Genomic DNA, 14846 nt, shown 5'->3' with positions numbered 1-14846 from the left:
GGACTAGCCGAAGTTCATCTAAAGATACATTGTGATTTAGTTTTTAATCGAGTAGCTAATCAGTTGTTCAGACAGAATCTTCATTCGCTCGCCTGTGTCATTGAGCTTCTCGATGACATCTGTGAAGGAGGATACAAGCGTCGCTTGTTCCTGTGAAGAGGCAGCAATCTGGGAAACCTCAACTTCCATCTGTTTGATCACCTGTTGCACATCTCTTAGACTGACATCAATATCCGTTGTGGCTTGCTTCGCATCCACAGAGAGCTTACGTACTTCGGATGCAACCACACCGAAGCCGGCACCAGCTTCACCAACACGGGCAGCTTCAATGGCAGCATTCAGGCCAAGCAAGTTCGTTTGTTCGGAGATTTCGCGAATGAATCCGGCTACCTTATTGATTTGGGAAGAATTCTGAACAGCAAGTCGTGTATTCTCCAGAATCTGCTCACTGGTGGCTTGCAATTCTTCGGCATGAGCGGCAACGTGCTGTACCATTTCAACCAGGTTACCATTGATGGTTTGATTTTCTTGTATAATATCTTCAAGTTGATTCTGATTCGATTGGTCGTATGATACGCAGAAAACAGCCACGACTTTTTGCTGATCATCAAAGATGGGGATGTTCAGGGTGTCCAGTTCGAGACCGAAAACCTCCTTGGGGATTGTAGAAAGGCTGGCCTCTCGTCCATTTTTCAAGACGGCAAAGTTTTGGAATGAATCCAAAAGCGGCATTCCTTTTTCAAAACCAAGGTCAAACCTCTCTGTGGTGATAACTTCCAATACCTTCTCGTGATCATATACCGTTAGGCTTGCGGGTTCTCTAAGAATCTGACTGATATAAGGCATGACTTTAAGCAGTGCATCTACAACGTTCATGGAATAGGACCATCCTTTCAATATATGAATAAATTATTTTAACGGTCTATGGAATGACTCTATCTATCATCGGATAGAAATGGCTTTTCGTGAACGGCATTCTGTTAAAAGAATGAACATTTTATGATTAAATTTTAAAATATTTCCCATCTAAAATGATTTATTGGATATAAGTGTTAGTTGTAACTATTTTTATATCAAGATATTTGTACGGATGTATATCAAATATAGGACATGTGTCCTTTTGTGTACGTTATATAGGGCAACGGAGGGAAGTCGAAATGAAAGAAATCATGGATTTTGGACTTGTGCGTCAGCTCGCACGTGAGAATGGGTTGGACCAGGTGTTGGACGAGCCTGCACTCGCAGAATTAAGACTGCTGGAGGCTGCTAAAGGCGAATTGATCTGTGCCAAAGGTGAGCGGCCTGAACGATTGTATTTTCTTGTACAGGGTAAGCTCAAGATCTATACCACACTGTCTAACGGCAAATCTCTGTTGCTCCGTTTCAGTACGCCATTAGCGCTCGTCGGCGATCTGGAGCTGGTTAATGGCAAGGAGGCCAAGAATACGGTAGAGTCTGTGAGCAACAGTCTGCTGCTTGGTATTAGCTATCGCTCTCTCCAGAATACGTATGCGGAAAACCCTAAATTTCTCCACTTCATGCTCAGTCAAGTTACGCACAAGCTGTACACCTTCTCCAACCTGTCCAGTCTGAATATGCTGTATCCGGTAGAGAGCCGATTTGCCAGCTACCTGCTGTCTACAATGGACCCGAACGAGTCCACCTCGGAAGAGATTCAGACCTCCAAACTGACCGAACTGGCGGATATGCTGGGTACCAGCTACAGACATCTCAACAGGGTCATTCACGAGCTGTGTAATCGAAATATTATTCGCAAAGTGCAGCGGAAGCTTGTGATCTGTGATCTGGAGCAGCTGCGCGCCATCGCAGGAGGCAATATATATGAGTGATGGTTATAAAATAAAGGCCAAGTTGGCGTATCTATACGACATGACACGACATAGTAAAATACATTAGGTACAGCCAAGAACACCCTCCGGGAAAAAAGAGGGTGCTCTTGGTTCACCGCGCTTTAAGCGAATTAGATATCTCCGCGTTGCTCAAACAATTGAGCGATCTCTACAATGACACGAGTTGCCTTAACCATATTGTCTACCGATACATATTCGAATTTGCCATGGTAGTTCTCTCCGCCAGTAAAGATATTCGGTGTTGGCATGCCCATATAGGAAAGCTGGGAACCGTCTGTGCCTCCCCGGATGGGGCGAATTACCGGTTCGATGTCGAGTCGGGTCATGGCTTCATGGGCAATGTCTACGATTTGGCGTACCGGTTCGATTTTCTCACGCATGTTGTAGTACTGGTCATTCAACTCTACAGTGATGCTTTTCTCTCCGTATTTGATCTTCAGTTCGTTTGCGATATTCAGCAGATTCGTTTTGCGAGCTTCAAACTTCTCCCGGTCAAAATCACGAATAATGTAGCTCATTTTCGTCAGCTCAACATCACCCTCCATGGACAATAGATGGTAGAACCCATCATAACCGTCCGTGAATTCAGGAGCTTCCTCTGCAGGCAGACGTCGATTCAATTCCATCGCAATTTTCAGAGAGTTCACCATTTTATCCTTCGCTGTTCCGGGATGCACATTGGTGCCTCGTACTGTGATTTTGGCGGCAGCTGCGTTAAAGCTCTCGTATTCCAGTTCGCCAAGGGGTCCGCCGTCGACCGTGTAAGCATATTTGGCTCCAAAAGCAGCTACGTCAAACTTGTGCGGTCCACGGCCAATCTCTTCATCCGGGGTAAAAGCAACCCGAATCTTACCGTGTTTCACTTCCGGGTGCTCAATCAGATAGGCCATTGCCGTCATAATCTCGGCAATGCCAGCTTTATTGTCTGCCCCAAGCAGCGTTGTGCCGTCCGTTGTAATCAGGGTGTGGCCTTTATATTCGTGGAGTTCCGGGAAATCCTTGTTGGACAGCACAACGTCCAGTTCCGAATTCAGAACAATGTCACCACCGTCATAGTTATCGATAACCTGCGGTTTAACATCTTTACCTGTAAAGTCAGTCGCTGTATCAAGGTGAGCCAGGAAACCAATCACGGGAACATCCTTGTCGGTATTGGACGGTAATGTAGCCATGACATAACCGTTCTCATCCATCGTCACTTCCTGCAGACCAATAGATTTACATTCTTCCACGAGTAGTTTGCCCAATTCCAGCTGGCCGGATGTGGAAGGGCATGTCTCACTATTTTCATCGGATTGGGTGTCCATCTGAACATAAGTACTCAATCTTTGAATTAATATATCTTTCATCTATAATCTCTCCTTGGCTTGAGTAGTATATAAGTTGAACTACTTGTTTTACACTGATCCACTACGAGGCCAGAACAACCTTCTGATCTATCTGAGGATAAAGGCGAAGTGTATGCTTTCGAAGTAGCTTTCTTGCAGAAAGCTTTTAGCTTCGCTTCTACAGGTTATTTCTGCCCTCTTCGTTTTCGTGTAACCGTTAGTCACAACTTATGTAAATTGGGTATAGTATTCTTGCGTATCTCTATGGTTATTATCATATCATGTTTTGCAGTCATTTCCAGAATGGAGCAGAACCGATATGTGAGGGGATGACTAGGTATCAAAAAGGGCCCTAGGCACCAAAATGTACGTACTTGCATTTCCATACGTCAGGTTCATAATAATCAGTGAAGAAAGGATGTGTTCAAGACATGCCATTTATCACCGTTAAGGTACTGGAAGGCAAGACGAGGGAGCAGAAACGTCAGTTGATTGAACGTATGACCCAAGTGGCTTGTGAGACACTGGATGTTGATCCGAGCAAGGTCTTTATTTTCATTGAGGACCTGGAGAAGGACAACTACGGCAAGAATGGGAAGATGTTTTCGGACTTGGACCAATAAGTAAGACTTCATATATATCATGATCAAGGAACAGGAGATGTAGCATAAATGACTGAGCAATTATTTTCCCCCTATCAATTTAAGAATTTGCAATTAAATAACCGTGTCGTCATGGCACCCATGTGCCAATATTCCGTGACGGCAAAGGATGGCATTCCGAACGATTGGCATCAGGTTCACTATGTAAGCCGTGCGATTGGAGGCACAGGACTGATTGTGATCGAGATGACGGATGTGGACCCAGATGGACGCATTACGGACAATGACTTGGGAATATGGTCAGATGAGCACATATCTGCCTTCACCAAACTGGTCGATGGAATGCATGCTTATGGCTCCAAAGTAGCTATTCAGATTGCACATGCGGGACGGAAAGCAGAGGATGCAGAGCAACCCGTTGCCCCATCGGTGGTCACATTCCCGGGAGAAAAGTACAAGAAACCTCGTGCTTTGAGTACAGAAGAGGTAGAAGCCATGGTGCAGAAATTCGCAGACGGTGTTCGCCGCGCAGTAAAGGCGGGAGTGGATGCCATTGAGCTGCATGGTGCACACGGTTACCTTATTCACCAGTTCCATTCTCCGTTGATGAACCAGCGCGAGGATGTATATGGGCAGGATCTGTCCCGTTTTGGGGTTGAAGTCATTCGTGCTGTGAAAAAGGAAATGCCGGAAGGCATGCCGCTCATTTTGCGGATTTCAGCTGTAGAATACGCAGATGGTGGATATGACATCGAGCATGCGATTCATATCTCCCGTGCCTACCAGGACGCAGGTGTGGACATGTTCCATATCAGCTCAGGCGGTGAAGGGCCTTCCGGACAACGGAAACCTGGCAACTATCCAGGTTATCAATTGCCTTTTGCCCGTCGTTTCCGTGAAGAACTGAACGTTCCTGTTATCGCAGTGGGAATGCTGGAGGATGCAGCTCTGGCCCAAGCGGTTATTGGCAACGGGGATGCGGATCTGGTTGCGGTTGGCAGAGGTATGCTGCGCGATCCATACTGGGCGAACCATGCGGCTCTGGAGCTGGGTGTCAGCAAGGATCAAGCTGCCATTGCGGAGCAATATTCTCGTGGATACTAATTGGCTCTAAATTATATTAATAGTAAAAAAGGCCGCAGCATGGGTTAAACCTTATGCTGTGGCCTGATTTTGTATAGAGAGAAGCATATACGTCCAATCATGGGTGACTACGTTCTTCGAGTCGCTTCATAGACAAATTTCTGATTCGATTTTGTAGGTGGCTGATCCGGGTTGAAGTCGGCGTACACTTTGATATCGGAGAAGCCAACGTGTTTGAGAATCAGGCGTAACTCTTCTATGCCGTACCAACGCAAGTTGAGTTGTTGCATCTCGGTCGCAACAAGAGCGCCCTGATGCCATTGTTCATAGCGAATTAAACTCACTTTGTACTGGTGAAGAAGGTTCACTTCAATGGTTTTCACTTCTACTGTGATCGTATCACCATCGGGTAATGAAACGGTTGATGTTTCTACCATAGAGGGCTGTGTCACATCGGGCAGAAACAGATCAAATACGAGCTTGCCTCCAGGCTCCAGGTGTTGAAATAGATTACGCAATGCGTTAATCGATACCTGTCTGTCTTGGATGAGGAGCAGAGAACCTCCGGGAATGATAATTGTTTCGTATCGATACGGAAGATCAAGCTTCTCCAGATCGGCAACGAACAACTCAGGCATGGGCAATGCCCGTTCCTTGCAACGAGAACGGCAGGAGTCGATCATATCTGTTGAGTAATCAAGGCCATCTACTTTCAGCCCAGCTTCAAGCAACGGAATGAGTACTCGGCCAGAACCAGACATGGCTTCAAGGATACGTCCTTTGCAGCCCTGAAGATGTTGGCGATAGAATTCAATGTCTCCTCCCAAGGAGTGTCCCACGGGTTTCGTTAGATCATAAACGGCGGTGCATAATGGACCGTAATAACGGAATGACATGGTATAGGTATCCCCCACATGTAAATGTATTAAAATGAAAACGTGGAAGGGAAGTCATTAAGATTATCCCTTCCGGCAACGGTTGGAATTGGATTTTTCAGAGCAGACTATCATAGGAATCACGCACCTTTTATGTAATATGTTCCAATTATATATTATACGAACCAATTTGACATCTATCTTCAAAACTCAAACAATGAATGATATATATCCAAGGAGGCGATACGAGTGGAATCATCATCAAGTGCATTGCCGGATATCCGGCAAGAACTATTACTTCATGCACCTGTGGAGAAGGTTTGGGAGATGGTCTCGACGGCGCAAGGACTGAAAACTTGGTTCATGCCAGGGGGTCTGGAAGCCGTAGAAGGTCATGAATTTATATTGGAAGCAGGACCCTTTGGTCAATCGCCTTGTCAAGTGACGGAGGTCCTTCCGCTACAGAAGTTATCATTTCGATGGGGGAAAGACTGGACTTTGACGTTCCAATTGCTTGAACAGCCGGAGGGAACGGATTTCACACTGATTCACAGCGGTTGGGATGCGGATAAACTGACTGAGTTTGGACAGGCTCACGCCATGGTCCGCGAACGTATGGAACAGGGATGGGCAGGGATTGTTCAAAAGCTTGCCCAAGTTGTGAAGTAGAAGCGAACAAGCGTCGCTGGCTGCAGACTGAACAGTTTCGAAAAAGCCAAGATTAGATACAAGAAATAAGTGCAACCCCAGGTCGATCCGCCCGTTCACTCGGTGGAAGTCGGCTTGGGGTTCTTTCAAATTATTACGAATTTGACCGATTATCCTATCTTTGTTACGGCTTACGCCGATCATGCGGTGGAGGCATTCGAGCTGCATGCACTGGATGATGTACTTAAACCGATACGTACTGCGCGATTGATCAAAACCATGACCGGATTGTAGGTAAGATGTCAACTCATTCGCAGGTTGCAGCACTGCAGAGCGCCAAGAAACATAAGTGGCGCACAACCAAATCCCAGGAATTGTTTGCTTTTCTGTTTCATCACAGGGAAGAGTGGGTAAGCAAGGAGATTCTGCTGGATAAGCTGTATGACTCGCAAGCTGGGGTACAACATGAATCGCTATCGTCTGTTAACATGCAATCTGGTGAGTGACGTGGAACAATTCGAGAGAGCCGTGGTCTACAATGCCATCACATCAGACAATGTCGATGACCTGAGGCATATGATTCCACTCTATTGTGCTGATTATCTGGAAGAGCAAGATTACCACTGGGCGAGAGCCAAAGCAAGGGAACTCCGACGCACATCGCCGGAGCAGGAAACAAGCAGGTTATATCAGAACCTGACGAAGAAATAAACGTGAGTTCAGGTAGGAGGGTGAGGCATGAAGCTATTCATACACCGTAAAGACTTGCGTACAGATGATCTGGCCGCATTCGATTATTTACGGGAACACGAAGAAGAGAGTGTACATGTACTCATCTACGATCCTTTTCTCCTGCGGCAAGGGCGAGAGAAGGAACACAGCGGTGTGAATTTCAGGCAGCATGCGGCGGAACTAGCCAGGCAGTATCTTGAAGCCAAACGAAAACTGCATGTTGCTTATGGTAAACCGGCCGAGGTGGTTGATTTCATCTTAAAAGAATTCAAAGGTGATATTGATGAGATTGTGGTCCACCGGGACATGACGCCATATGCAATGGAGCGGGACAGAGCCATACGCAAGGTAAGTGAGGCGCACGATGTTCTGTTCACGCAACTGACGGATCATCTACTGATGGATCTGAATGGATTTGCTCATTTTACAGGCAAGTCGGAGCCGTATAAAGTATTTGCGGCTTTCCACCGGCGGTGGGTGGAATTCATGAATGAACATCCCAATCCTCCTTCGGCAACAACGGTTGCAGATTTGAAGGTGAGTGATCGCCAGATTGAATGGCCGGATGCGATGAGTGTACCTTCAGAGTTGCTGGAGTCCAGTGGTTCAGATGATGAGGACCCGCATCTGCTGCTGGACCAATTTTTGTCGGATCGAATTGCTGAATACGGTGATCATCGGGATGAATATGAGGCCTACGAACCAAGCCATCTCAGTTCTTATGTGGCAGTGGGGGCTGTATCCATTCGCAAGATGTATGATGCAGCGAGCCGGACGGCAGAGGCGGGGGAATGGATCAGGCAGCTGTGCTTTCGCGACTTCTACCTGTATCGGGCAGTCTATGAGAGTCACTATTTTACATATGAAACGGTGTACGATCTCTCGGCCCTCCATGACGGTCACTTCGAACGTTGGTGCGGGGCCGAGACAGGCATTCCGATTATTGATGCAGCGATGACGGAGCTGAATGAGACTGGACATATGCCGAACCGTTTGCGCATTCTTACGGCGATGTTCCTTACCAAAAACCTTCAATGCCCGTTCACTTTGGGCGAAGCCTATTTCAGACGCAAGCTGCGTGATTATGACAATATTCAGAACCGTGGTAACTGGTTATGGTGTGCCTCGCTTGGTGAGAATGCAGCACCGTATTTTCGGGTGAACAATCCGGTAACACAATCCGAGAAATATGATCCGCAAGGCGATTATATTCGCAGATGGTTGCCTGAACTGAAGGATCTGCACAGCAAGGACATCCATCAGCCGCGCAAGGACGCCATTGTCGATCTGAAGGCATCAAGGCAGGCAGCTATTGACGTGTACAAACAGATTCTGGCGAGTCGTGAGAAGTAGGTTCAGTTCGGGACGAATTCATGCTACACCCAAATTTACCATTCTCAACCGGTTGAACCAACAATCATTGGTTGGAAGCAGGATGTTGCATAGACCGCGTACTCGCGGTCTTTTTTACATATATAGACATGAAAATACTGTGAAATATGATGAAAATTTAGGAATTGTTAAGAAAATGGACTACCCATCTTAAGCATTATGGCTTTTAATAGATAGAGAGCTTTATTGTATTAAGTCATATCTGACATATTGACGAACACATGAAGGAGAAACGTTAACATGAGTGAAACACTGAAAAGAGAGCGAATTCCGGAGCTGAATCTGGTACGTGCCATGGCGATTATCGGCGTACTGAGTGTGCATTCCACTTCTTACGCGACGGTGGACATGACCGGTTCGGGCTATTATTGGCTGTACAACTTTATTAATATCTTTATGAAATATGGTACGCCAACCTTTATTTTTATGAGCAGTTTCGTACTGTTCTATAACTATTATTCCCGTCCACTGGACAAGAAACTCGTAAGTAACTTTTACAAGAAAAGATTTGTGTATATTTTGCTTCCGTATTTCCTGTTCTCCTTAATGTATTTTGTGTTGCTGCATTTCACGCATTATCAGGGCCGACCGTTCGGCGAATCGGCTGTAAGTTTCATTACGAAATTGTTTACGGGTAAGGCCTATACACATCTGTACTTTGTGTTTATTAACATGCAATTCTATCTGTTATTCCCATTGGTGTTGTGGCTACTCAAGAAGTATCCCTCCGTGGTGAAATGGTCTGTACCGATTGGATTATTGATTCAATGGGCATTCATCGTAAGTAATAAATATGGGTTCCAGGTACCCAATAAGGGAAGCTGGGCGTTCTCGTACTTTTCCTATTTTATGCTTGGGGCATTTATCGGGGTGTACTTTCCTAAAATTAAGCAATGGTTCGTTATCAGTCGGGCCAATGCAACCAAAGGGCGCGTAGCTTCATGGATTCTGCTCTGGGCGGTGTGGATCATTGCCGGACTGGGCCATGTGTACATCTATTATCAGCTGCGTCTGAAGATCGCAACGTATAACACACTGTGGTATGAATTTTTCTGGAATGTGCATACCTTCGCTTGTGCGCTGGTACTCATCCAGATCTCTTATCTGCTCTACCGCAAAGGGCCGTCGCTGATCGTAAAGCCGCTGAACCGGCTTGGGGCACTGTCCTTTGGAATCTATCTGATCCATCCATTCTTCCTGCTGGTGTATCGGAATTATCCACCGCAAACAGGAGTGTCTTGGTTAGTGCATCTGTGGTATGCCGGAGGATTCGGTGTAGCTCTGATCGCTTCGTGGATCGTTGTTGGATTGACAGCAAGGTTCGTTCCATATGCATGGGTGATCTTTGGTAATCTGCCAAAACCGAAACCACGTCTCGCGCCACAACAGAACTCGGGACAATTGGACGTACGTTAAGATACATTTCCAATTAGAGGAATAATAAACCGTTTCTTGGTCGACCTTAGGGGAGAGCAGGAAGCGGTTTTTTTGGTCTATTCATATGAGTGTGATGTGGGGAACGGGTGTTTCTTTATCATGTACGAGGGTAATCATAAGGCGGAACGAAACTTTCTAAGAACAGGATTAAGGTGAGAATAATGACAACATGTGATAAATGCGGGAGACCGATGGAAGATATATTGGAATATGTGGAACACATTCTTCACGAATGCAGTGAACAGACACAGGAGTACAATTCGAAAGATTATCAGGCCTATGGCCATGAGGGTGTTCACGAGCAGATGTGATACAATAGAAAGAAACCGGATTCATTCGGAACCGAGGTGACAACATGGAGACGGGGCCAGCCCCTTTCCGGCAAGGAAAGACGGAACAAGAAGCGCGATTGACCAAGACATGTATGTATTGCGGACAACAGCGGCCTATGTCCGAATTCCGGCGTAGAACCGGGAAGCGGTCTGGCCCCGGAGCCAGACGGGGAGCCTGTCGCAGCTGTCGTCAGCTCGGTGGACAGGCTGATCACGATGCCGGTTCAAGCGTGAGCGGGCAAACGAATGAACAGATCGGGCGTCCACGTGATGGTTTGGAGACCCGTGTGGTTACTGACAGGCCGTCTGCCTCAGCGAAGAATGAACGAGAGCGGGCTGCTCATGTGAAGCAGGGATCTGCTTCCACGACTGAGCGGGAGAGACGTATGGATTCATTGCCATTGGCAGAGTCATCTTCTACAGAGGATGGACATCCCGAACATGCTGACTTGGTGACTTCTTCAGGTACTTCTTCCTCGGGCAACCGGAAGAAGAGGAGAAGACGCCGGAAGAGCAAACGTGCAGAGATTCTCACCGGCAATGCGCAACCGGAGACGAGCTTAGAGCGTGATGGCTCGGCAGATGAGGTCTTGGTTGATCCACAGCCACGTGAGCGCTGGCGGGGGGAAGAAGGGCATTCGCAGGGCCATACTGCTGCGAATGATAAGGGCACTGCACAGCGGGCAGGCGCGCGAGCTGCCGCTGCAGTGCAGGCCGCCGAGCAGACCGCGGCGGCCCAAGCTCTGCTGCCGGCTGAGCCGCAAGGCCTGGCAGCAGAGCCCATGGCTGCGGATCAACAGACCGCAGCCAAATGCAAGCGCAAGCGGCGCCGCAAGCGTGCTGCCGCGCTCGCGCCCGGCGCAGGGCAGGCCCGCAGCGTAGCTGCTGAGGCCCATGCGCCGGCCCTGAGCGACCGTGGCGATGCCACCACGGTCGCTGCACCTAAGGCGGCGGAGGCACAGCCTGCCGCCACCGGGCGCGAGCCCGGGCAAGCGCCGGGAGCTGCTGCGGAGGCAGGGCCTCCTGCGCCCGTGCGCCAGCCTGGCTCGCCAGGGTCCAAGCCGCGCCAAACGCGCAAGGAGCGTGCGCCCAAGGCGAACGGCGAAGACGCTGCCCGCGGTACATCAGGGCAGCGCCCCGCGCATTCCAGCCGCAGTCACGCAGCTGGAATGGACGGCCGTCCCCGCCGCCAGACTCCGGCGACCCCGGTGGCCATCGACCCGGAAGATCCGGCTTCGCTCCGGACCAACCGGCAAGGTATGGTACGGATGCGAGGCAAGACGGATAAGGGCAGACGATGGCATCAGGAAGTGGACATGGAGCTTGCGGTCACGCTGGTCAAGGAAAAAGCTGCTGTGGTGGTCAATCGGTACACGATTCGCCGATTGTTCAGCAATAAGGATTTCAAGCGGTATATTCTGACCCGGGATCACTACACCTGTTACTTCTGTGGTTCGTATGGAGATACGATTGACCATCTGCTGCCGCGTGCCAAAGGTGGACATACCACCCCGCTGAACTGTGTCTGCGCCTGCAATCTGTGCAACCAGTCCAAAGCAGCGATGGATGCCGAAGAGTTCATGCGTTCAGGCATTCCGGAATGGAATGCAGCACATCAGGCAGAATTGATTGAACTGGAAATGCAGGAAGCACAGCTGGAAGAAGGATAAATGCCCCCAAAGAAGGATCGGGGTTTCGATATGAAGAGCACACCAAGACCACAAGAGGTCGAGGTGTGCTTTTTTGATTTAATTTTGATTTGGGTGGGAAGTAAGTTTGCAGTGCAATAATTTCTTCAAATTGACAACGGTGTTCATCGAAGATGTACGTTATACTGGGAGGACGTTAGTTAGGATGTGTCTCAGCATTGGTTTGAATGATGAAGTTGCATGTGGAATAACCAACACTAGAAAGTAGACTGTATAGATTGGATGGATGCAGATGACCCCGGCAGCATTGGACATTATGTCATATATCACGGAAGAAAATATTCGTTTCTGGCTGGAGAAGTTTCGCTCTTTGGGCCCGTTACCGGGAATTTTGCTTACGTTTATGAAATCATTTGTGCCGCCACTGCCAACGCTATTAATTGTGGGCGTGAACGGTGCGGTATACGGTCTGTGGGCAGGGTTTTTATATTCATGGATCGGCATGGTTCTGGGTTGTACCGTTACGTTTCTGATCGTACGGGAGATCGGGAAGTCCGCTTTTGTGGAACGATGGGCACGCAAACCCCGTGTGCAGCGCAGCATGGTATGGATTCGGAGGAACGCGTTCGGTTATGTCTTTCTTCTGAGCATCTTCCCGGTAGGTCCATTCGTCATTATTAATGTGGCGGCAGGTATCGCGCGAATGCGGTTGTTATCCTTCCTGCTGGCAGTGGGCTGTGGTAAAGCGATCATGATCTTCTCTGTTACGTATATTGGTTCCAATGTGGAACAATTCCTGGAGCACCCTGTACGCTGGGTAGGCGTATTGCTGTTCATTGCAGTATCCCTGTGGGCAAGCCGCAAACTGGAGCGACACTTTACCCGGTCATCGTCAGATGGTGAAGATCTACATGATCTGAATCAACCCTCTGGAAAATCGATTTCATCGTAATAAAAGAAGTTATGAGTGCAGATATATAATTTTTTTTGAATATTGACGCTTGCATGGGGGAGGATCAACATGATTGACGATATGTATGCATTCAGCCGAATGTTAAATCGCATGAAAGAAGATGAACTTCGTTCATTGCTGCGTTATGTCTATATGAAATCTGAATCAGTGGTCAAGCGGCAGGAAGAGCAATGCGAAAAGGTGGATTTTGCGGACGCGGTACAGTCACTGTTTCGGAATATGGATACTCCTTTTGATCTGGGGCGTCTGGAACAACAAGCTCTCGCCGAGGTCGACAAGCCAAATGAAATTCATATTACGTTTGGAGAATCACCTCTGAGTAGTCTGAAAATGGGAATGAGTACATTACCTGATCAGGAAAAACGGAGCTTTTTCTCTATAGATGATAATTATGCGGTAGGGCCGTTAGGTGATCTGACCCGGCGTGCAGACTTGCAACGCAGGCATCTCTGGCTGACCGAACGAATGTGTCTCAATGACCGTGAGGCATACGCCATGCATGAACTGGACTCGTTGTCTGAACTCAACACCAGACTACAGTCTATTGATGACAGGACTTCAATCATCATCTGGTATGCGAATAATGCACGGGAGAAGACGGGACTGCTCTACGCCATGTATCTATTGCGGAACAGCGAGAGTCCCATATATCTTATCGAGACGAGTGGCTTATATCAGCAATTATTCAATCGTCCTGACATTCAATACGATGTGCTCCACACAGGCGAGATTCTTCCGGAAAAGCTTCTGGCGATGTGGCACGTCTGCTCCGAGCAAGAGCCGCTGTCCAAAGAAGAACGCCTCCAGCTGGAACAGGATTGGCTGGAACTTTCGGTACAGCCTGGGCTATTACGTATGGTGGAGAATGGCGCGATTCGGAGCTTAACTGAAGATGCGTTGGACGAGTACATTATGCAGAAGGTGAGGGAACTGACACCGAACTGGGAGCCAGGCAAGTATATCCGAGCAGCTCGTATTGTGGGTGAAGTGATTGGTACGAGTAGCCAGCATATAAGTGATGCGTTCGTGGAGTACCGTCTACGACAACTGGTGCTGCAAGGCCAACTTGAGATGGATGGAAAGCCACTTGCAATGAGGTATTACAGTGTTCGGCTTGCCGAGCACTGAAAGGGACTAAGGCTGAAACGCACAGATAGAAAGTAAGCGACAAGATCGCAAAGTTTGAAATAAGACGGAAGATTTGAGCACTTCCTTCCGCATACAGGAAGATGATCACGAAGTGTCTCCGATACCAGCTGTTCAGACTTAACACTTAAATAGACTGTTCCACCGGTGAGTGACTCCTACATGTCCGGGGAACAGTCTATTTGTTTCTCGTTAAGTACTGAACCAACTTCGCTTGTGCATTGTCCAATAACATTCGTCTTTATGATCATCATTTGTATTATGATTTCTTCCCATTCCAGAGTTCCATTAGAGGCCCATCTTGTCCATAGACCGGATCAGTATGCGGGATTGGAACCTCTTGAATCTCCTGAAGAGCCTTGTGTCGCTCGCCTTCCTCACCTGTGCGTGTGTTGTAACTCATGCCGCCCGGATAAGCACCGGCAATACGAAAATCAGCGCTGGACTCCAGACGTTTATGCCCTGTTCCAGCGGGAAGCACGACAACGTCGCCTGTTTGAAGGTAAACTTTCTGACCATTTTCTCCGCCTAAAATCAGTTTCACGAATCCACTCACCACAGCAAGAGCCTCATGAGCATTACTATGATAATGATGATAATTGAACACACCATTCAACCAGCTATTTCCCCATCCATTACGGTTCAGCAACGACTCTGCGTGAAGGGCCTCCTCTGCCCAAATGTTCTTATACAGAAGCACAGGCAGGGTCGGATGATTGGGAATTACACCGTCATCCTGAAGAAATAACGTCTCTATGTCCTTTTTCCGTTCAGTCAT

Annotated in this window: 15 protein-coding genes and 1 pseudogene; 12 read left to right on the top strand and 4 right to left on the bottom strand. The window is 48.0% G+C overall.

What is annotated here, in order from left to right; genetic code table 11:
* Positions 1-36: 36 nt before the first annotated feature.
* A complete protein-coding gene (locus tag FS628_RS33050; RefSeq protein WP_145324805.1) occupies positions 37-876 on the bottom strand; it encodes a methyl-accepting chemotaxis protein in 840 nt (279 codons plus the stop codon).
* Positions 877-1157: 281 nt separating this feature from the next.
* Between FS628_RS33050 and FS628_RS20065 the strand changes: the two genes are divergently transcribed.
* Positions 1158-1850: a Crp/Fnr family transcriptional regulator gene (locus FS628_RS20065; protein WP_145324804.1), complete on the top strand. Its 693-nt coding sequence runs from the start codon at positions 1158-1160 to the stop codon at positions 1848-1850.
* Between the two features lie 131 nt (positions 1851-1981).
* Here FS628_RS20065 and pepT read toward each other — a convergent pair whose 3' ends face one another.
* Positions 1982-3220: a peptidase T gene (pepT, locus tag FS628_RS20060; protein ID WP_145324803.1), complete on the bottom strand. Its 1239-nt coding sequence runs from the start codon at positions 3218-3220 to the stop codon at positions 1982-1984.
* A 410-nt stretch (positions 3221-3630) separates the two neighbouring features.
* On the opposite strand from pepT, the gene FS628_RS20055 reads away from it, so the two are divergent.
* Positions 3631-3822 carry a tautomerase family protein gene (locus FS628_RS20055; RefSeq protein WP_145324802.1) on the top strand — a complete coding sequence of 64 codons (192 nt, stop codon included), beginning with the start codon at positions 3631-3633 and terminating at the stop codon, positions 3820-3822.
* A 48-nt stretch (positions 3823-3870) separates the two neighbouring features.
* A complete protein-coding gene (locus tag FS628_RS20050) occupies positions 3871-4905 on the top strand; it encodes an NADH:flavin oxidoreductase/NADH oxidase (protein ID WP_145324801.1) in 1035 nt (344 codons plus the stop codon).
* A gap of 107 nt (positions 4906-5012) precedes the next feature.
* Here the strand turns inward: FS628_RS20050 and FS628_RS20045 are convergent, their stop codons facing one another.
* A complete protein-coding gene (locus FS628_RS20045) occupies positions 5013-5780 on the bottom strand; it encodes a class I SAM-dependent methyltransferase (RefSeq protein ID WP_145324800.1) in 768 nt (255 codons plus the stop codon).
* A gap of 228 nt (positions 5781-6008) precedes the next feature.
* Here FS628_RS20045 and FS628_RS20040 point away from each other — a divergent pair, with 228 nt between their 5' ends.
* The 9 genes and pseudogenes from FS628_RS20040 (at position 6009) to FS628_RS20010 (ending at position 14050) form a co-directional block, all read left to right on the top strand.
* Entirely contained in the window at positions 6009-6428 is a 420-nt protein-coding gene (locus FS628_RS20040) for an SRPBCC family protein (protein ID WP_145324799.1), read from the top strand.
* Between the two features lie 114 nt (positions 6429-6542).
* Entirely contained in the window at positions 6543-6701 is a 159-nt protein-coding gene (locus FS628_RS31455; RefSeq protein WP_186327894.1) for a hypothetical protein, read from the top strand.
* Between the two features lie 5 nt (positions 6702-6706).
* A complete protein-coding gene (locus tag FS628_RS31450; RefSeq protein WP_186327893.1) occupies positions 6707-6913 on the top strand; it encodes a hypothetical protein in 207 nt (68 codons plus the stop codon).
* On the top strand, positions 6873-7118 hold the full coding sequence (locus tag FS628_RS20035) for a hypothetical protein (RefSeq protein WP_186327892.1): 246 nt from the start codon (positions 6873-6875) through the stop codon (positions 7116-7118). Before FS628_RS31450 ends, FS628_RS20035 begins: the two co-directional genes overlap by 41 nt.
* A 27-nt stretch (positions 7119-7145) precedes the next feature.
* Positions 7146-8492: a cryptochrome/photolyase family protein gene (locus FS628_RS20030; protein ID WP_145324797.1), complete on the top strand. Its 1347-nt coding sequence runs from the start codon at positions 7146-7148 to the stop codon at positions 8490-8492.
* A 279-nt stretch (positions 8493-8771) separates the two neighbouring features.
* Entirely contained in the window at positions 8772-9947 is a 1176-nt protein-coding gene (locus FS628_RS20025; protein WP_145324796.1) for an acyltransferase, read from the top strand.
* A 1579-nt stretch (positions 9948-11526) separates the two neighbouring features.
* A pseudogene (locus FS628_RS20020) lies at positions 11527-11970 on the top strand (HNH endonuclease); the annotation flags it as partial.
* A gap of 271 nt (positions 11971-12241) precedes the next feature.
* Positions 12242-12901, top strand: a complete 660-nt coding sequence (locus FS628_RS20015; RefSeq protein ID WP_145324795.1) for a TVP38/TMEM64 family protein — start codon at positions 12242-12244, stop codon at positions 12899-12901.
* A gap of 69 nt (positions 12902-12970) precedes the next feature.
* On the top strand, positions 12971-14050 hold the full coding sequence (locus FS628_RS20010) for a DUF1835 domain-containing protein (protein WP_145324794.1): 1080 nt from the start codon (positions 12971-12973) through the stop codon (positions 14048-14050).
* Positions 14051-14327: 277 nt separating this feature from the next.
* Here FS628_RS20010 and FS628_RS20005 read toward each other — a convergent pair whose 3' ends face one another.
* Positions 14328-14846 carry a cupin domain-containing protein gene (locus tag FS628_RS20005; RefSeq protein ID WP_145324793.1) on the bottom strand — a complete coding sequence of 173 codons (519 nt, stop codon included), beginning with the start codon at positions 14844-14846 and terminating at the stop codon, positions 14328-14330.

The organism is Paenibacillus xylanexedens, from assembly GCF_007676705.1.
GTDB classification, from domain to species: domain Bacteria; phylum Bacillota; class Bacilli; order Paenibacillales; family Paenibacillaceae; genus Paenibacillus; species Paenibacillus xylanexedens_C.
Note: the sequence above shows the minus strand (reverse complement) of the source record. Positions and strands in the feature narration are given on the sequence as shown.